At 46.7% G+C, this 19,968-nt stretch carries 14 protein-coding genes; 4 read left to right on the forward strand and 10 right to left on the reverse strand.

The features are described 5' to 3' along the window. Positions 1 to 30 precede the first annotated feature (30 nt). Both uvrB and ONB37_16340 read right to left on the reverse strand, forming a co-directional pair. The gene (uvrB, locus tag ONB37_16335; protein MDZ7401725.1) at positions 31 to 2,022 is read right to left on the reverse strand and encodes an excinuclease ABC subunit UvrB; all 1,992 of its coding nucleotides are present in this window, start codon (positions 2,020 to 2,022) and stop codon (positions 31 to 33) included. A gap of 247 nt (positions 2,023 to 2,269) precedes the next feature. Beyond that, positions 2,270 to 5,128, reverse strand: a complete 2,859-nt coding sequence (locus ONB37_16340; GenBank protein MDZ7401726.1) for a CotH kinase family protein — start codon at positions 5,126 to 5,128, stop codon at positions 2,270 to 2,272. Positions 5,129 to 5,881: 753 nt separating this feature from the next. On the opposite strand from ONB37_16340, the gene ONB37_16345 reads away from it, so the two are divergent. From ONB37_16345 to ONB37_16360, 4 genes are all read left to right on the forward strand, one after another. Continuing rightward, positions 5,882 to 7,315, forward strand: coding sequence for a metallophosphoesterase (locus tag ONB37_16345; protein MDZ7401727.1), 1,434 nt, complete (start codon positions 5,882 to 5,884; stop codon positions 7,313 to 7,315). Between the two features lie 428 nt (positions 7,316 to 7,743). Then, entirely contained in the window at positions 7,744 to 8,259 is a 516-nt protein-coding gene (locus ONB37_16350; GenBank protein MDZ7401728.1) for a hypothetical protein, read from the forward strand. A gap of 147 nt (positions 8,260 to 8,406) precedes the next feature. After that, positions 8,407 to 8,826 (forward strand): hypothetical protein, encoded by a 420-nt coding sequence (locus ONB37_16355; protein MDZ7401729.1) that lies wholly within the window; start codon positions 8,407 to 8,409, stop codon positions 8,824 to 8,826. Further along, positions 8,816 to 8,950, forward strand: coding sequence for a hypothetical protein (locus ONB37_16360; GenBank protein MDZ7401730.1), 135 nt, complete (start codon positions 8,816 to 8,818; stop codon positions 8,948 to 8,950). Before ONB37_16355 ends, ONB37_16360 begins: the two co-directional genes overlap by 11 nt. A gap of 290 nt (positions 8,951 to 9,240) precedes the next feature. Here the strand turns inward: ONB37_16360 and ONB37_16365 are convergent, their stop codons facing one another. The 8 genes from ONB37_16365 to ONB37_16400 form a co-directional block, all read right to left on the reverse strand. Then, a complete protein-coding gene (locus ONB37_16365) occupies positions 9,241 to 13,062 on the reverse strand; it encodes a S8 family serine peptidase (GenBank protein MDZ7401731.1) in 3,822 nt (1,273 codons plus the stop codon). A 193-nt stretch (positions 13,063 to 13,255) separates the two neighbouring features. Then, complete coding sequence (locus ONB37_16370; GenBank protein MDZ7401732.1) at positions 13,256 to 13,882, reverse strand: M23 family metallopeptidase; 627 nt, start codon at positions 13,880 to 13,882, stop codon at positions 13,256 to 13,258. Positions 13,883 to 13,906: 24 nt separating this feature from the next. Continuing rightward, positions 13,907 to 14,683 (reverse strand): DUF4239 domain-containing protein, encoded by a 777-nt coding sequence (locus tag ONB37_16375; protein ID MDZ7401733.1) that lies wholly within the window; start codon positions 14,681 to 14,683, stop codon positions 13,907 to 13,909. Positions 14,684 to 14,690: 7 nt separating this feature from the next. Then, a complete protein-coding gene (locus ONB37_16380) occupies positions 14,691 to 14,915 on the reverse strand; it encodes a hypothetical protein (protein ID MDZ7401734.1) in 225 nt (74 codons plus the stop codon). A gap of 147 nt (positions 14,916 to 15,062) precedes the next feature. Then, positions 15,063 to 16,112, reverse strand: a complete 1,050-nt coding sequence (locus tag ONB37_16385) for a hypothetical protein (protein MDZ7401735.1) — start codon at positions 16,110 to 16,112, stop codon at positions 15,063 to 15,065. Positions 16,113 to 16,137: 25 nt separating this feature from the next. After that, positions 16,138 to 16,572: a thioesterase family protein gene (locus tag ONB37_16390; protein ID MDZ7401736.1), complete on the reverse strand. Its 435-nt coding sequence runs from the start codon at positions 16,570 to 16,572 to the stop codon at positions 16,138 to 16,140. 349 nt (positions 16,573 to 16,921) lie between these two features. Beyond that, a complete protein-coding gene (locus ONB37_16395; GenBank protein ID MDZ7401737.1) occupies positions 16,922 to 19,096 on the reverse strand; it encodes a TonB-dependent receptor in 2,175 nt (724 codons plus the stop codon). Positions 19,097 to 19,121: 25 nt separating this feature from the next. Then, positions 19,122 to 19,961 carry a hypothetical protein gene (locus tag ONB37_16400; protein MDZ7401738.1) on the reverse strand — a complete coding sequence of 280 codons (840 nt, stop codon included), beginning with the start codon at positions 19,959 to 19,961 and terminating at the stop codon, positions 19,122 to 19,124. Between the last annotated feature and the right edge of the window lie 7 nt (positions 19,962 to 19,968).

The following is a 19,968-nucleotide window of genomic DNA, read 5'->3' on the forward strand; positions in this document are numbered from 1 at the left end:
CCGTTCCATGTTCGTTTTTCTATGTTTTGCTCAACTGTTTCTTAGCCATTCGATCTCATCGCGCAATTCTGCCGCGCGCTCGAATTCTAAATTTTTGGCCGCGGCCAGCATCTCTCGCTCATATTGCTCGATCAATTCCTCCCGCTCCATTCGGGAGAGTCGGAGCAAGCTTCGATCGCGGCGCTTCTTTTTCGTTCCCCACTTTTCCATTTTCTCATCGGCGACCCGGGTCGTTCGCAATACATCCTCGACCGATTTGTAAATGGTCGTTGGTGTGATACCATGCTCTTCATTATATTTTTGCTGAACCTTGCGCCGACGATTGGTCTCGTCGATCGTCTTTTGCATGGATTGCGTGATATGATCCGCATAGAAAATGACTTTGCCGCTCACATTTCGCGCTGCGCGACCAGCAATCTGCATGAGTGACGTCTCTGATCGTAAAAAGCCCTCCTTATCAGCATCGAGCACCGCGACCAGCGACACCTCTGGCAGATCCAACCCCTCCCGAAGCAGATTAATCCCCACCAGCACATCAAACTCTGCCAGTCGCAGATCGCGGAGGATCTCAACCCGATCCAGAGCAGCGATCTCTGAATGCAAATATCGGACCTTAATACCCATATCTGCCAGGTAATCGCTTAAATCTTCGGCCATGCGCTTGGTCAGGGTGGTCACCAAAGTTCGCTCCCCCCGTGCCACTCGCTGTCGGATCTCCGCGATCAGATCATCGATCTGGCCTTTGATCGGTCGCACCTCGATCTCAGGATCCATCAACCCAGTCGGTCGAATGATCTGCTCAACCACAACACCTCCGCATTTTTCTAGTTCATAAGGTCCAGGGGTTGCGGAGACAAAGATCACCTGATTGATCATGGACTCGAATTCTTGAAAATTAAGCGGCCGATTATCCAATGCAGACGGCAATCGGAAGCCATATTCCACCAACGTCTCTTTGCGGGCTCGATCACCATGATACATCCCTTGAACTTGGGGAATGGTCTGATGGGATTCATCGATGAACATCAAAAAATCCTTGGGGAAAAAATCCAACAAGGTGAAGGGACGCTCCCCTGGCTTGCGGCCAGTCAAATGCCGCGAATAATTTTCAATCCCTGAACAATATCCAATCTCCTGCATCATCTCTAAATCGTAATTGGTGCGCATCTCCAGCCGCTGCGCTTCTAACAGCTTGTTGTGCCGACGAAACCACTCCAATCGTTCTTCAAGTTCGATCTTGATATTTCGGATCGCCTCTTCTAATCGCGGTTGGGTGGTGACATAATGCTTGGCTGGATAGATTGCAATGGTATCGCGCTGGGAGTTAACCTTTCCAGTGAGCGTATCGATGATCGAAATGCTTTCAATTTCATTCCCAAAAAGTTCGATCCTTACCCCTTCCTCTTCGTAAGCGGGGATTACTTCAATCACGTCGCCGCGCACCCGGAATGTCCCTCGGCTGAACTCAAAATCATTGCGGCTATAATGGATATCCACAAGTTTCTGCAAGATCCGCTGCCGATCGATTCGATCTCCTTTGCGGAGGATCAACAGCAATTGCTTGTAATCCTCGGGTGATCCTAAACCATAAATGCATGATACCGATGCGACAATAATGACATCATCGCGCTCCAACAAAGAACTGGTGGCCTTCAGCCTCAGCCGATCGATCTCATCATTGATCGAAGTATCTTTGGCAATGTAGGTATCGGTCGTTGGGACATACGCCTCAGGTTGGTAATAATCGTAATAGCTGATAAAATACTCCACAGCATTATTTGGAAAAAATCCTTTGAACTCGCCGTACAATTGAGCCGCGAGCGTTTTGTTGTGCGACAACACGAGCGTTGGTTTTTGAACGTTAGCGATAACATTCGCCATGGTATAAGTCTTGCCGCTCCCAGTAACACCTAATAGCGTCTGAAACCGCTCTCCGCGTAACACGCCCTCGGTCAATTCTCGGATCGCCTGGGGCTGATCTCCTGTCGGTTTATAATCTGATACTAATTGAAACCGTGCCATTTTTTCAATCTCACTCAAGTTTATATCGGTCAAATATAGCATTATTATGACAGAATGTCAAGAGTAAATTTTGGAAAGGCGAAACCTTGGTTCGAGAAAGCAGAAAATTGAAAGGGAATTCCCATCATCTGGCGAATTGGATTGCTGATTCCTTTCTGATACCGCTGGAAAATTTCATGACAAAATTTGCATTCACCTGCCAATTCCGTTTCAAAAAACAGCGCAAATCTCTTTCGATCAATTTGATCTATTTGATCATCGCAACTTTGATGGTGCGGGGCCCCATTCTCGATTGCGATTGTATCACATAAATCCCTGAGGGGACTGTCCTGCCGTCAGCGTCTGTTCCGTCCCATCTTATTTGGTGCTGTGGCAGATTGATTTGTTCGATCGACATGCTTCTGATAAGCTTGCCAGCGGTATTGAAAATGTTCAAATAAATCGGACCAGGTCGGGAGGATCTGATCAAAATGGTTGCGTGCTGGTTAAAGGGATTAGGAAAGCAGATCAGCATGTCCTCCCGTGCAACTGGGTTCGGTTTTTCCTGTTGTGATTCCAATTGTTGCGGATCAAATAATTCCATCTTTATTGTTGCATGAGAAGAGGCGGTCAACTCACTCACCTGACCATCGTTGTCTAATACCCAAGCATAGATCGTTACCAGGCCTTCATCGCCCTGGATATAATATTGCGTCGGTCGAGCAGTCAAAATAAAATCGTCCGCGTGAGGCTGCATTGAATCTTCGGTGAGTAGCCATTTTACGACCTGACCATCAGGATCATGTTCGGTCATTTCGATTCGAACCTCACGACTATTAGTAACGTTTGTCGAATCATCTTTGCTTTTAACCACCAGGCTGGTCACCTGCGGCAGGTAACGATTGGGTCTTCCTGGAGAACCATACCCAGGACTGGCGCGCCAATGATCGGGTTGACAATTGTCCAATGCTGGATCGATCAGCTCCAACGTGGCCCCAGTTCCATTTGCTTCGGTTGGCCAGGGCGATTGGCTCTCAAATCGAACCGAATCAATTAAGCTCCCATCTAGATGGTAGATGCGCACCTCGTCCCCATCTCTGCCGAGGCCAAACGGAAAATCGCCAATGACATTGGTTGCTTCAGGAAAACAGCGACGAAACGCAGCCTGATCTCGGCACAAAATCAAAAAGCCTTTGGCCTCAATTCGGGTGCCCATTGGCAATTGAAAGTCGTGTGACTTTTGATCATCTTTGAAATGCCAACCTCCGAGATCCAAAGTGCGATTTGTCGGATTATACAATTCCACCCAATCCTCAGGATTTGAGCCGGGCCCGCTATTATAATTGATCTCATTGATCACCAACTCATCGAGTTCGGCCTCAGCAATAAAAATCGGGTACAGCGACTGATCGGCCTTAAGCCGCAGTATGATTCGTTGATCGGTTCCACAACCTGTCTCGCTCCAACGATCAAACCGAAATCCGCGATTGGGGATTGCCTCAAGGGTGATCGGAATATCATGAAAGTAGCGCCCTTCCCAGGGATATGAAGTGACCAACACGCTATTCACTTTCAGCCAGCCCATGCCCGATTTCGGAGTTCCAAGGGTGAGCCGATGGGTTTCCTTTACATCCAGCTCCCACAATACATATTGCCAGAGCCGTGCTAACCGTTCACGGGCGAAAAATTTCAGATATTCCACGCCCGATTCCCACTCTGCTCTACTGCCTCCCCAGCGCTGAATCTCAAAATCGATATCCGGCCGGATGATGGCTGCCAAGGAATCGATGATAGCGCAGACCCGCTCTGGTAGAAGGGCGCTATTGAACAGATCGGCGCATTCGTTCAAAAAATAGGTCCGGTACTGATCATTTTGCAGCAATTTTCGCAGGATCAACGTGCCGCGGATGGTATCATCGGTCGCAAGTTCAAAAGTATTAGCGCTGATGAAAGCAAAAGTATTATCCAAATCCCATAACAACCAGCGCCATTGATCCCCACTTCGATAGCCGCAATAAGCGAAGTTATTATAGTCAGGCCAGTCCATATTGCCACTGTAAATTTCAACCAGATGATACCGTGTGAAATTTCTGAAATCGATTAGCTCTCGCGCCTTCTGATATGGCTCTGGCTGGCTGAAATCGTTGGACTGAAATAGCGCCATTAATTGGTCCCAGCGTTTTATCGACCCCTCTCTGGCTTCAGAAAAATTCTCAATGATGTCGCAGGGTTTGATTTCAAAATTCGTCTCCAAAAAATGCTCATCGATCCGCTCAATCAGATTGTAAATCCCCCACGGTCTCCCTGCTAAAAATAAAATGATTGGCCGGTTGCTCAGTGCGATGGCTGGTTCAATGCGGCGGCCCAATTCCTGAACCACAGCATCCCGAAGCAAGGTGCCATTTCCATAAGCGCTGTTTCCTGGGGCATCCTGAAACATAGCAGCGGTCACGAAACACTTAAACTCCTCGATAGATTTTGATGGGAACAAGCGATATCGCAGTTTGCTTTGACCATACTCGCTGCTTAAATAATAGCGCAGCGATTTTTTATCAAAAGCCCGACTGGTTCCACCATGGATCCTGATGCCTACATCCGCAGCGAAGGCTAACAAGCCATTTTCCTCAAAAAATTCGATCGTGGCTGGTCGCTCCCATTCGGCACCCCGCTCGTCGTAATTTGTGTAGATCCCTTGATCCCCCCAGAGATTCGATGGCGCGGTGATGACGGAAAGCACGGGCAAAGTGAAGCTTCGATTCACGAAATAGCTATGCGAAACAATTCGGCCAGGTTGGCAGCCCATCCGAAATACCCGAGCGCGAACCACTGTCGTTGTGCGGATGGTGATTGGATGCGAATAAATCGGGCTTGAAATCGTTGGCTCGGAGCAATCCAGTGTATAGCGAATCTCACCCCCAGGCGAACCAAGACTGAGCGTTAACTTGATCGAATCGGAATAGAACCCGCTGGCATGGGAGAAAATCGGTTCCTCCGCCTGGCAGGCAACTTGAGCCAACACGTGATTGAAATTTAGCATGATGAAGATAACAGCGATTGCGATTCGGTAAGTTTTAGATGCAGCGATCTCAATAGATGGGCGACTGCTATCGCCCCTATGCGATAGCATACACTTCTGAAGTGAGTAACATCCACGACTTCCTAATCTGGTCCAACATAGAGACAGGCCAAATTTGATCACCAATCCAAAAATTTTCCCTTGCAAATCAATCTTCATTGTGCTATATTCACTCCTTGAATTGCAATGCATTTGAGTAAGGTTCGGTGAATTGTCGAATTTTTGCAATCTTGCTGAAGAATAAGAGCATTCTTTTTCTAATTTTGCCAGAAGTATTTTTTGGTCATGATATCGATCACCGACAGCTTGGCGATATCCTCTTCATCTGAAAAGCATAAGAATAGCTGGGTTCTTATCATTGGAATGATTGCACAAAAAATATTCTTGCCTGAAGTTCGGCATCGTTTCTTCAATCAAATGTCACTCCCCAAAAAACAAGCTTGTAAAAAAACAAGTGTCCATGACTCCCTGAGCTCTGAAATCGGCATGGGAATTGTAAGTTATTCCCGAGAGCTCAGAAACGCTCCATCCACTTGGTGGTTTGGGTGTTGACCGATGACAGATCAGCGGATTTTGCTTGAATTCTAATGGCATAATTTTTCGATAAAAGCATTTTGCAAAAATTGTTCTATCTCAAAGCGCAATACTCAAAAATTTATCAGATCAGATGCGTTTTTAGGGGTGTGGAATTGCAAATATGCTGTGATCTTCAAAAATGAAATTCAGTTTTGGAACTGCCACTGACTTTTGAATCAGTTTACCAGGAAATACTATTATGGGACATGAATTGCGGAGATCAGCGGGATGAGAAGTCGTTTGTTCTGGAGATTTGCATGGCTTGTATTCATAGCGCATCTAATAACGGGTCAATTGTACAGTCAACAATGGTCCTTCATCGGTGTCGCCGATACGCACAGCGGGGATGGATTTCCAACGATGCTCCAATGGGCCTCGACCAATTTATCCGATCCTGCCCCGGCATTTCTTATTCACGCTGGCGATCAGGAACCGATGGATCGAACCGAACAGATAGTTACAAAATATTTCAATAAGCCGTTTTACCCCTCTACGGGAAATCATGACAAAGATGCAGATCGAAAGCATTTTTACGAGTCTTATTTTAAAAACCATCGGCTCCCCAATTTGGTCGACTCAAGTTACATCGCAGGGTATGGCCCTGAAGCATTATTCTATTCGTTCATCTACGAAAATTGCTATTTCATTGTGCTCGATCAATATTATCACGTCCCTTATCGCAATTATGGCCGCGTGATTGATCAACAATTGCAATGGCTGGAGGATCAACTGAAATATAATTCCTATCCGTTCGTGTTTGTTATTGGTCATGAGCCCGCTTATCCACAAAGCTGGCAGCGCAATTACGGCGATTGCCTCGATCGCAGCCCAGAGGATCGTGATAGATTTTGGGAAATCCTTGCTCAGTATCAGGTCACAGCTTACTTGTGCGGCCATACGCACTCGTATCTCAAGCAATATATTCAAAAAGTCTGGCAAATCAACCTGGCACAATGCGGGGAATATGACCATCACATGTCCATCGCGTATTTCATCGCCGATAACGATAGCATTCGACTCCAAATTTTTGGGTCTGATGGTCAACCGCGCGATGATTTTTGCCTCGCGCCTCGGAACGTCGCTCATCCAGTAGAACTGACGTTATTCTCATTTGAACTGATTGCAAATCAAGTAAAGCTGATCTGGGAGACAGCTTCGGAGCGCAATAATTATGGTTTCGAGATCGAACAAAGCTTGGATAAACTCACCTTCCATCCCATTGGCTTTATCCCAGGCAAAGGGACAACCCAGGTCGCTCAGCGTTATGAATTTCATGTTCACGACCTAGTCCCAGGGCGATATTATTATCGCCTCAAACAACTCGATCTGAGCGGCGGGTTTAGCTATTCGAAAATTTTAGAGGTCGCCATCAATCCGCTCACTCACTTTCAATTGCCTCAGAACTATCCCAATCCGTTCCACCGATCCACTACGATCGGCTATCATCTCGATCAGGATGGAGAAGTGGCATTGGAGATCTATAATTGCAGGGGCCAATTGGTGAACCGATTAATCGCCGGCAATCAGTCTTCTGGATTTTACGAGGTAAACTGGAATGGAACCACTGACCAAGGTAACGACCTCCCCAGCGGCATCTATTTCGGTCGCCTCTCCTTCCATCGCAAACAACTGACCTTCAAAATGCTATTGCATCGAAGATGAAGAAAATAATCGCTTGATTTTTTCTTTGCTATCAATTATATTTTTTATTGAATCGCCCCACCTGCTTTTGCGCTTGCACGAGTGATCTTGTGGCGGGTTCATTTTCCTGGAAACCTTAGGTTTCAGAAATGAAAGCCAGGCCCGATCGATCCGCAGGCCTGGTATTGCAAGGGCAACTTTGCAATTTGTTTTTTACCCGACATAGCTGCGGTAGCAGCGGAAAAATTGTAACCAATTTTGATTTCAGATATTTTAAACCTGATCAGCTATATCGTCGCGACAAGGCGATTGAGTGGTCAGGTTTTTTTATTCATGGCAGAAGCCCGTCTTTATTAAATGACTGACTGGTCGCTAACAGCGATCGGTCAGTCAGCGTTAGCAACCAATCAAATAATTAGATCATCACCTTTTGACGCAAAGGAGCTGTTATGAAAACCAATCTTTTCATTGGCTATTGGTTCATCGCTGTTGAGATTTATGGTATTTTTATGATCGCCTGTGAGAAATCGCCAATCAAGCCGACCCCAGAGCCAGCGAAAGACCCACGCCAGTATAGCTGGACCGTGGATACGCTGTCTTATCCTAGTAGTTTTCAAACATTGATGGGGAGAATCTGGGCGAGCTCACCTCAAAACGTCTATGTAGTGGGGCATTGTAATGATATTTTCGGTCAAATGTACCATTTTGATGGAAAAGTCTGGCTGCCCATTCCTTTCAAGTATTGGGGGCCTATAGGCTTGACCGATATTTATGGCTTTTCGTCAGATGATATTTGGGTTGTCGGACAACAATATCATCAAACTGGTCGCGATAGCCTGGGATATCCCATTTACTATTGGAGCAGTCGCATCATCCATTATAATGGCAGCACTTGGCAAAAAGTATTGGATGAAGGTGGTCAGACGCTCGTCTCGGTTTGGGGGATTTCGGCCAGCGATATCTAGGCAGGGGGCTTAAACGGAACGCTGTTTCATTATAATGGACAACAGTGGCTGCCAGATTCGGTTCCAGTTCATATTCCCAAAGATGCCGATCCATTTTGGCTTGTTAAAGATCTTGCTGGCAATTCACCCGAAAATATTTATTCGCTATTGACCGCGAGAAATGAACTGGGCCATGAATGGTATTATTTGCTTCATCATAATGGCACTGCCTGGTCAATAGTTGATAGCATGAAGTACAGCTATTTTTCGCGATTATGGATGAGCCCGTCGGGGACATTGTATGCGACCGGCAGCGGAGTAAAACGCCGCGATGGAGCAAGTTGGACTCCCCTGCTGCAACATGTCACCACGGTCGGTATTCATGGGACTTCGGATGACAATATTTTTGTAACCGGTCCAACAGGCGAAGTATTTCATTACAATGGAATTGATTGGCATCGCTATGAAAATCTCCAATTTGCCAATGTCGGTTTTTGGGACATCTGGACTAATGGACGGGAAGTTTTTATTGTGGGTTACGGAACCTTATTTGATAAAGACGTAAGTTTTATTTTGCATGGAAAATAACTATGATCTTTTGTTTTATCCCAATCGGTTCAATATCACCACCAATCTGTCATTTCAATTGATCAAAGATGTTAGCATTACTTTGAAGGTATTGAATATTCAAGGCGAGCTGGCCAATGAATGAATTGATGAAACACTTCCCAGCGGTTATTATCAATATGTCTGGGACGGAAAAGATGATAGTGGGCAACCGTTAGCCAGAGGCATCTACCTGGTTGCTCTGATGGCGAATTCGCCCCACGACTAGGATTCTCATTTCCTATGCTCGCGGCTGGTACTAATAAAATGAAGGCCAATTTTTCAGGTTTCTAAATCGATTCCAATAGGAAAAGTTATCATTCTGAGGATCCGCCCGGCAGTGGGCGGGCGGATCGTTCAGAATTATGAATTCCACTATCTTGAAGCAGTCGAATGCTACTTTAGCAACAGGAGCTTCCTAGTCGCTGAAAAATGCTCGGCCGATAACTGGTAAAAATATAATCCGGATGCCACGCTGTTGCCATAGTCATCCTTGCTGTCCCATTGCACCGCATAGCTCCCTGGTTGCATCTGCGATTGAATCAAGGTGCGAACGGATTTTCCGTTCATATTAAAGATTTTCAAGGTGACTTTCCCTGCGTGCGGCAAATCGAACCGAATTGTGGTCGTTGGGTTGAACGGATTGGGGTAATTCTGATACAAAACATATTGACTCGGTACCGTATTGTCTTTTGCTTCCAATACCTCAGTTACATCCAGCCCCTCAATGACCTGGACATCGTCAATAAACCATCCAGGTACTGGTGGCCCTTGATGGTCATCGGAAACCATACGAAATCGCAACCGAACATCCTTATTTCCTGGGCCACAATACGCTTTTAGAGATACGGTCTGCGCTGCCCAGACACCATAAAATCCGGATATTGGTTTTCCAACTGAGTTCCAGGACTTTCCACCATCATTGCTCACCTCGATGTAACCGAAATCGCGATTCGTCTCCAAAAAGATCCTCGTGTAGAATTTTAGTGCAGCGGTATTAGCGGTGGAGAGGTCGAATCCGGCAGCGGTGCTGATGCTAACATCCCGATTATTGGGATATGGCGATTGATTGGGGCTATCATTGATGGAATAAAGCCCAGAATATGGCCTAGCCATGTCCAGTCCCCATCCATCAGGAGAGACAGTCCAATAATCCAGCCCGGATTCAAAATCATCAACTCCCAACACGTACCAGTAACTTTGAGATCTTCCAAGATTAGGAGTGCTGGCTAAGTCTCGAGCTGAAAAATAATAGCGCACGGTATCACCATAGGCAAATCGGGCAGGCAAATAGCCCACGAACCGCTCGCCGCTGCTTTCCAGTTCCAATTTGCTGCTATCCGTGAGGGTTTTGGTTTGATAATGGACAAATACACTATTGGGATCCACAGCTATATTATCGCTCACCGCGACCGAGACGGCACGAGGCTGTTTTTCGGTGAATGTCGATTTGAGCGGCAAATGACTGAAGGTAGGGGCAATCACATCTGGTCCGATCTTGAAGCGGTACAGATCGCTTGGTGCCATCGATGGACTGGTCCAATCATAATATGAGTTCACGGCCTTCAGAAAATATTCGATTATCGCCTGTTGGCCAGGATTAGGGATTTGAGCCGAAAACATAAGATTATTATCGAGCGTCATTGGAATGATGTTGAAGGCGGCTTCGCCTTGCTTGCGCCAGTGCAACTCCATTCCAATCAAATCGCTGCTCGCCGCGCTGTTCGAAATGCGAGCTGTGACCGTTATCGGGTCTGTCAAATACTCGATGTCTTTGATCGGGGCATGGTCCACAAAATTGAGCCATTGCAGTACGCGGCGTAACACCTCGGTTCGGATGGGCGATAGCTGATCCGGTGGAGTATTTTCTTGAGAATCGATTGCCTCCAGCCCCATACCAAAGTACACTACTTTGTGATCGCCCTGATATTTGATACCGAATTTATGATTCGCCCCACCAGCATACTCGAATACTGGCGTTGCCCCGTCGGCTGGCTCGATCTCATCCGGATACTGGTTGTCCTCCGGCAGACCAGGTTGCCACGCCTTGAACTGCAAGCCATCCCCGATTGGGTCCCCGGTGATTCCGATAACCTGTTGCACAGGGCTATCATCGCTGTAATAAGTGGCATGAAGATATTTTCTATAAAAATCGCGTTGTTGATAACCAAAGCCACCTGGATCGTTGAAATCCCAGCCGATATCCTGACCACTGATAAACAAGTTGCCACCATTATCCAAAAGCCGGGCAATTGCTTGCTGGTCGTCCACATCGAGCGATGGGAAACACCAAGCAGTGAGCCAAATGACGATCGGGAAATTGATGATTGAGTTGACATCCAATTTGCCCAATTGATACCGATCCCAGACTGCGTAATTCACGTTCATCCGATCAAGGATATTGGTATAGAACTTTTCTGACAGCGGGAAGGTGATATCGTCGTCATCTGAATCGTCATCGACAATGAGGATCGGCAGTTTCCCAACTATAATCTTGAAAGTGGTATCGATCCAGCTATATCCCCCATCAGCTTGCCAGCCCAGTGACAGATCGACCATTTTGCCGCGGGCATTTTCGTTTATCTTGTAGGTGAACGAAATTGGGATCTGAATGATCGTATCGGATGGAAAATAGCCGAAATCGTAAACGCCATTAAGAATGGTCAAATCGGAATCGTGGCTGGTGATAAAAAATTTGACGTTGAAACCGGGGCTTACCGAATAGTTGCGATAAGTGAATTTGCCTTCTGCTTTGCCGGTCTCTCCCCGCTCGAACAAGTGATCGCCATTAGCATCGAGGATGGCCCCAGCCTGAAGCAATCTGATTTTCGGAGCCGCTTCGGGGGGGTTGGCTTCAGTCAAAGCGCGATAGGCATTCACCCGCCCCGTACCGAGCTTCCCGGCATATTGAGGGTTAATATCGTCGATATAATCAGCAGTCAGGACGAGTTGCCGCACGATCTGCGCTGGGCCCCAATCTGGATGCTGGGATTTGATCAGCGCGGCTATTCCTGCCGCAATCGGTGCGGAAAAGGAAGTGCCTTGCAGGGATGCATAGGTGTTGTTGAAATAAGTGCTCAAGATACCAGGCCGACCCCTGTTTAAATCCCCTCCTGGCGCAGCGAGTTTAACCCAAATCCCATAAGTGGAATAGCTGGTTTTTAGGTCTCGATCATCCACAGCGGAGGCAGTGACGATCCAGGGCTCCAGTTCCAAGGGATCAGCCTCTTCGTTGTTGGCATTGCCTGCACTTTTAGTAATGACCATGCCAGCTGCCTTGGCATATCGTGCAGCTTCCACCACCGTTTGATTTGAACCTGTGCTGATATTTGCGACCGAGGCCCCTTTGTCCGCTGCATAGCGCAGCGCCCTCGCCAACCAATCCATTCGGATATAACCCAATCCGTCCTTCGCACGCCAACCCACCCGAAGCGGCATTATTTTGCACCGCCACGTAATCGATGCGACCCCAATGGCATTATTGGTCGCTGCTGCCACGACCCCTGCCAGATGCGTCCCATGTCCATCGAAATCCATCGGGTTATTGTCCTCCACGTCTCCATCCTCTCCAGCAGCTACGTCACTAATCCCAGTCACCCAATCCCAACCTCTGATGTCGTCGACCTTGCCGTTGCCATCATTATCCAGGCCATCAAGCCGCTCGTTCGGATTCCGCCAGATATTCTCCGCTAGATCTGGATGATCCCAATCCACACCAGAATCCATAATCGCAATGATCACCGTTGAATCGCCTATCATCACATCCCACGCTTGGCTGGCTTTGATCTGAGGTAGGTGGGATTGCTGCGAGTATTGTGGATCATTGGGCGTTACCAGTTGTTCAATGGGGAAAATATGAACCGGTTCCGCATAGACGATACCTGGCTGCTGCCTTAATTTTCGACAGAGCGCCTCAATATCGGCCGATTCATCTACATAAAACCGATAAATCCCCGATAAATCATAGCCTCCTCGCTGCCGATTCAGCTTCCCACTATCCTCAAAAAGTGGCTCGGCACGCTTGGCCTGAACTGTTCGCAGCGCTTCGGTAAATGCATTGGTCGACCGGATTGACTCAGCGGTGTTCTCGAATTTAATCAACAGCATTCCAGGAGCATACTTCACACCATGTTTGGGGGAGATGTTGTTGCTCGCTGGTGCGTGATTCACCAAAAAAAAGCAAAACATTACCATCATCAATGAAAGAGATCTTCTCATGAAATCCTCCAAAATGATTTTTTCTGAATTGGGGGTAAATGTGTTAATTTAACGATCCTGAGAGTCACCAGTTCAGCTGTTCCCAACTTTTTTCATCAAAACTAAGAATAAAGATCATCCTTGGTTCAGGCGATGGTTGATGCTGAAATTTCTTGAATGTAGGGAGATGAAATTCAAATAACCAGGATCTTTGTCATTTTGTCAAGCGACTTTTCAAAAAAGCTTCGGGATCGAAGAAATATTCGTCCACTTCGGTCGCAGAGTAGCAGGTGAAGGTTTTCCTTTGGTGATATTCAGTGGCTTCTTCTGGCATTTGTTTCATAATTTCTAAATGAACGTGGTCAAATTCTCTGCCATAGATCTGCAATTCGGCCTGGGACATCAAATACCCAATCACTGTTTCGGTGTCCACAATATCGCCAATAGCCACTTGCTCATTGCTGACATGCACATAGACGCTCCAAACCTTGTTTCCATCAGGCAGAGTGTGTTCAATCATGATCCTTCTCTGAGGAAGCGGATCGTCGATGGCGATCACGATGCCTGTGGCAATCGCGTAAACAGGCTCGGCGGGATGTTGCGGATGGCTATTTTGCAGATCGACTCCAGTATGATAATGCAATTTCACTGGCCCGAATGGTGCCCGAAGCGCTTTAAAATGTGCATCTGGTTCGAAAGATAGTGTCGACCAGTCTTTTCGATCCGAAGTATTCAGCGGCAACTTCCAATCTGTCGCCAGCGGTTGACTACTTGATTTTATATCGGCAAAAATTAAATAGGCAATCAAGCAACAAGTAAATATGATCAAAAACGCTTTCAAGACATCAATTCCCGAATGATCTTACTAAAAATTTCCACTGATAATTTCTTCGGCCGTTTTCTTCAGCACTTTGAATGAGTCGAATTCGGCTTTCCAAACTCCGCTCTTTGGATCATCCAGATCCACTATGATGAACAGGATGGTTGAGACAGTCAACGTGGCCGATCCACATAAAATTCCAGCTAAGATGTCGCTGGTGATATTCAAACCAAAAAAGCCCAGTACCCAAACCAAAGATGCAAAAAATACCAGGAACTGAAGGGCTGTGGGCATCCGAACTTTCGCTCGGGCAATCCAATCGCCTCGGGTATCGAAGGCGTCGTTAATATGATAGATCAATTGGTTGGCGAATGGCAATGGGCATGGATCAGCAGTTTTTATCAGTTTCCCGATGGCGCGATGAATTTCATCCAATCGATCTGCTGCCTGCTGGCTTTCAAAGGCATCCGTTGTCTTGTGAGCCAAGATCATCTCGGCGTATTGCTGGGTCTTGATTGCAAGATCCCTCACCCCTTCCCTATCATTAAGAAAACGGGCAGTTTTTAACATCAATACGAGAGCATCCGCCTCGCGATCAATCTCATTATTCAATACCGAATTTTTCTGCCATACCTCCACTACCACCAAAGCCAATAACACTCCATACAGCACACCAAACCATTCGATAAAATTGCCGATGATAGGGGCATCAGCTTTGAAAATATCTTCATGTCTAGCCAATAAGAACAACAGGACAAACAAACATATCGCCAGGATCATTGCGGCCGCTGATACAAGATATCGTTTTCTGAAATATTTCATCACGATATCACCTCAAAATTATTTCGCGCTTTTTTCGAGCCCTTTTTGACCCTAAGATCGAGGCCAAATATTGGATAGCCCAATAGCCCAATACCAGCGTCGCCATGGCAATCGATAGCAATATGAAAAATTGATAAGCCGTTCTTTGCGTCTCTATATCCATTGAGCGCAATACAAATAGCAAGACCAGCACAATCAGAGTCAGCGCTGAAGATTTGTATATCGGCAGCATTTCCACTCCTTTGCTGATTTTTCAAATCCTTGAACACAGATCAATTTGATTTTTCCCAGAACTCTTTCTATCCAGACACTGACAACAAAATCGGTGCCATGGAGAATTCGAATCTCATGAAAATTATCGAAAAGCTCCCTGTTGCCATTAGAACTTGATCGATAAAACATTCTCTCTCTGCCTAATGAGCCATAGGACAAGTCCCATGATCAAGATAAATTCCAAACCTGCAATGACAGGATGAATTGAGAGATGGGGCATCAGGAAAAACAGGCGTTCGACCAGCACACCTGACATGATAATCAGAGCAAGAATCGCAACGATGGTAGCATTCGCTTTGATCTTGCGAGACAATAACGAAATGAATGGCACAAAAAATAAGGCACCCAAAACATACCGAGCCATTTGTTTGAGCACTGGAGAAGCCAATCGCCGAGTGGTGAAAGAGACTTCTTCGGGAATGTTACCGTACCAAATCGTAAGGAATTGGGCGAAGAACATCCCCACCCAAAACAGGCTGAACCCGAACAGAAATGTGGCCACATCGCGTTGCGTTTTTTTCAGCGAATGGGCTTCATTAGGGTCAACTTCTCGGGATAAAATGAAACAGATGATGGCCGCAGTAGCTAATCCTAAATAAGTGGCCTCGATGAAAAAGTAACCGCCAAATAAGGTACTGATCCAGGGATATTCCAGCGACATCACCCAATCAAAGCCTACTAAGGATTGCGAAATGACGAAACTCAGCACATAGAGCGCTGCCCAGAGGTTCTTCTTCGGATGTTCAGCCAGCGAGGCACCGGCAAATTTGCCCGCTAGGACAAAGGATGTGATCAGCAAAAAGAAGTTACGCAGGATGAACGACCATTCATTGAACCATAAGCCGCCCTTTTCTTCGGTCCAGTGGTAAATATGCATCTGGCGCCCCAAAAGAAGAAACAATATCGCGATCAACAAGATCATGGGATAGACCGAGAGCAAATGTTTCTTTAACGGGGCAATCCATTGCCCTTTAGCTAGGTCAGCGGCGGCCACTAAAGTCACGCAGCCTTGAACCAATGCCAGCCAAAACAGCAGCGGTACCAGAAGCGTTCCGTGGTTTTTAGCATCAAGACTCGTTTCCAATAAAAAGAAGATGACAAAGACAATGAGAAAAAGGATCACCGATGTCAGTGGTTTGAATTGCAGTTTGCTCATAATGCTCCCTCTTCTGGTATTTCAGTCAATTCATCGGTACTATTCGTTCAAACTGCTGGATGTGATGAATAAATTTGCTGGGCAGCTTTTTCAACTTTCGATTCCGATAATCATAGCCGGCCAGATCGGTGTAACCAGAGGCAATTTGTCTCTCATGATTTTCAGAAGCGACCATCAGGTATTCCATTCGAAATCTAATCGGAGTAATTTGAACAATTCGAACAAAGATGGTCAAGCGATCGCCCCAGAAAGCCTGAGCTTTTAAATCAATGTGGGCCTGGCTCATGATTAGACTGGTGTCATCGCCAACATCCATCTCGGAGCAGCCGAACTGCTTCAAATAGCGAAGCCGCGCCTCGTGAAACAGTGTCAAATAGCGGTCATTGCCCATGTGCCCGCCATAATTGATGTCGCTGATCCGAACTTCAAGATCAATTGAAAAATTGAAATCATTCGCCATTAAAAGTCAAATGGTTTAATTGTTCAAAATGTATAATGTGGAATGCTAATTTCGTTCTCTATGTGATATTTCTTGACTATCGGTTCAATTGCCAGAATTAATCAACATAATCAATAAAAGGTTGACAACTTAACTCCCTATGAATAGAATTAATTCGCTGACATTCAATTCATTCAAAGTCAAAATTGACATGAATGAGCACCCTCCACCAAAACTTTCCCGCTAATCAGAACCGTTCATCAAGCTTGTTCAATTCATTATTCAGAACAAAATTCAGCCTTGTATTTCATTGCTGTTTTGCTTGGTTTAGATATAATATTCTGTCCTCCCTTTAGCGATGTTGAGCAGACTAAAACTCTCCCATCACTGTGAAGCTGTAATTCCGAATTTCACCCAGCGTGCGTTCGATCTGGGTGTAATAATAATCAAGGGCGTTGTTGATCGCGAATTGAAGGTCCAATTTGTTATAGTGATAGATCAATCGGAAATTCCAGACTTTCTGGGGCACGCGCTCGTCGTACTGGAACAATTTCACTGCCTCGATCCGACTGGCGTAGCGATAATCGGCATGAAATTCCCAGTGGCCCAGCGAGACGGAAGGGTTCAGATATGCGATGACTCGAGGGCGATAGGTCAAGGTTGCCCCTGTGGTCAAATCTTTTGGATCAATAACAGTGGCTGAAGCTTGAAGTCGCAGTCGATCATGCCACCAATGCCCGGAGGTCGCCATTTCAACGCCTTGGATTCGCGCTTGCAACAGGTTTTTGAACTTCACAGCGACCCGAATATCCTTGGCAAATTGAATTTCACTTTGGCGGAGGTCGATTTCGATCAGATTGTCGAAATCGTTGCGAAAGGCGCCAAGCTCGATATACCAGTTTGGGGTGACATATTGGCGATAGCCGAGATCGTATGACCAAGAGGTTTCGGCCTTGAGCTCGGGGTTTGCCTCGATCATGACACTGCGATTTTCGAAATCAAGATAGCGTTCGGCGATGGTGGCAGCGCGAAATCCGCTCCCTGCGGAAGCCCGCAATATCGTGCTCTCAAACGGCTTATAATTGACACCAAACCGGGGGCTGAGCAAGTCTTGGGACAATCCACCGATCAGCTTGTAACGATCATAGCGCAACCCAGGCGTGACTCGGAAATTGGGTCGAAATCGGTATTCGATCTGGCTGTACAGGCCAATGGTATAACCTTGATGGTCCCCAAAATACTTGGTGCTACCGGTATCCCACTTGAACTCGCAGCCATAGGTCACTTCCGTTTTCGATGACGGCATCAAAAGTCCCTGAACCTCACCCCCGAAGCCGCGCGCTGGGTTGAAATCTGCCGACCGAACGAATTGATTGCCCATCAGCGTCATTAAATAGGACAACCGAAATTTAAGCGCAGCTCTGGTGGACAAAATCCAATTATAGTTGGTATAAAAATTGGCCATTTTAATTTCGCCGCGGCTATTTCGGTTGGCAGGCCGCACCTGAAATGGCTTTTGGGGATCATCCCAGCCGACAAAGATACCACCAGCATTGTAATTATAAGCGGTGTAAAGCGTCCAGCTCGATCCATCTTTGAAATGATAGACCAGCTTCCCAGTAGCGTTGAACCGCTTGAAATCATCCATCTCTGTATAGCCAGTAGAGACATGACGCCCCAAAGAAAATCGGAACCCCAGCGGGCCAATTTTTCGGCTGTGGCTGATATCGACGCGGCCGTAGCCCTGAGGCGCTTTGGTCCAGCGCCATTCCTCGTAGCGCGGTTCATCGTATTCCCCAGCCAAAATCCGAACCAACGTCTTGCCTTGTTCGGTCGGCGCTTTGGAAATTATATTGATCACTCCCCCCAGGGCGGCCGTCCCCCACAGGGCTGACCCAGCTCCTTTCACGACTTCAATCTGCTCAATATCTAACACTGGCAACAGATCCCAATTAAATTCCCCCGTATCGCTGGCCATGACTGGAACGCCGTCCAATAGCAGCAGGGTTCGATTGGCCGCACCGATCGTAAAGCCAGTAGACCCGCGGATATTGACCTGTTCGCGAATGAAGTTGACCCCGGGCACAGCCTCCAACACCTGATCAACGCGCAACGCATTCCGTGTTCGTATTTCTGGGGCCGAGACCACGGAAATACTGTTCGCCGTCAGATCTAACTCCTTCTGCGCCTTATTGGCTGTCACAACCAGGGGATCGAAATTAATCGGGATTTCCTCTAACTGAAATTCGATTCTTGTCTCTTGATGCGGCAGCACGGCTACATCCGTGATCCGAGCAGCTCGATGCCCAATCATGGTCGCTCTCACCACATAACGGCCTATTGGCACATTCCGGATAATGAAATTTCCGTGAATATCGGTGCTCGCCCCCAACACGGTCCCTTCGATCTGAACATTGACTCCGGGCAATTTATTCCCAGAATTCGCTTCCGTCACTACACCGACAATCTTGCCTCTTTCGACCGCTAATGATCGCGAACCCAAACAAATTAGCACAACGAAAAACAAAGCAATCTTTTGCGTCAATCTGATCCACATAGATTTTCGATTTTTAAGGTTTCGGAAATTGAATTTTATTGAAATCGACATAGATGTCAATTTGCTCTGCTATACTACCAGATCTGACTTCGACCCGTCCCGGCTGTCCTGGATTTTGCGGCGATTCGTAAAATCCGAGTTCCACCAGATCGGTCAATTTTTGAATGCTTTTGCCAACCCAGTAGATCACCACGTAATTGTATATCCCCCCATTCACCTTGAGGCGATAAGAGGAAGATTCCACCCCGATGGGCTGGCCGTAATCTACATTCTCAAACATGAGATATTGAAATTCACTCGCTGGCTTTTTCGGATAAATGGCCAATAACACCAATTGCGTATCCTCTGGCCAAGTGCCTGCATAATAGATGTTACCGGAGATGGTGGCATCTTTCGAAACCGCTTCCCAATTGGCATAAATATTCACGTTCTCGGCCACTGGATGTTCTTTGGTGATGACCACTGAATCCGGAAAAATCGATTGAAAACCACCTGTGTAAAATCCGAGTAAACCTGTTAGACTCCAATCCTGGCCCTTCTCTTTCCAGAGCACACCGATGAGCTGATAGGTGGTGCGCGATACCTGAATATCATACTCGATTTCGTTGCCGCGCTGATAATCCAGCGGGCCAGATTGCCCCAGGTAAAGGAAATTTTGAGGGTCTTTGGGCGGAAATTCTTTCAGAGCAAACACCTCGACTCGATCCGTATTGGCAGGGGGCTCTCCTTTTAAGAAAATCACCTTCCCCTTTATCGCATATCGAATCGGATATAGACCATGATCAATTTCGCATCCAAGCCAGAGCAACAGCACTATTGTGAACAGCCCAATTACAATATTTGTTCTTTTCATAATTTGA

It is taken from the genome of candidate division KSB1 bacterium (assembly GCA_034506395.1).
GTDB lineage: Bacteria > Zhuqueibacterota > Zhuqueibacteria > Thermofontimicrobiales > Thermofontimicrobiaceae > Thermofontimicrobium.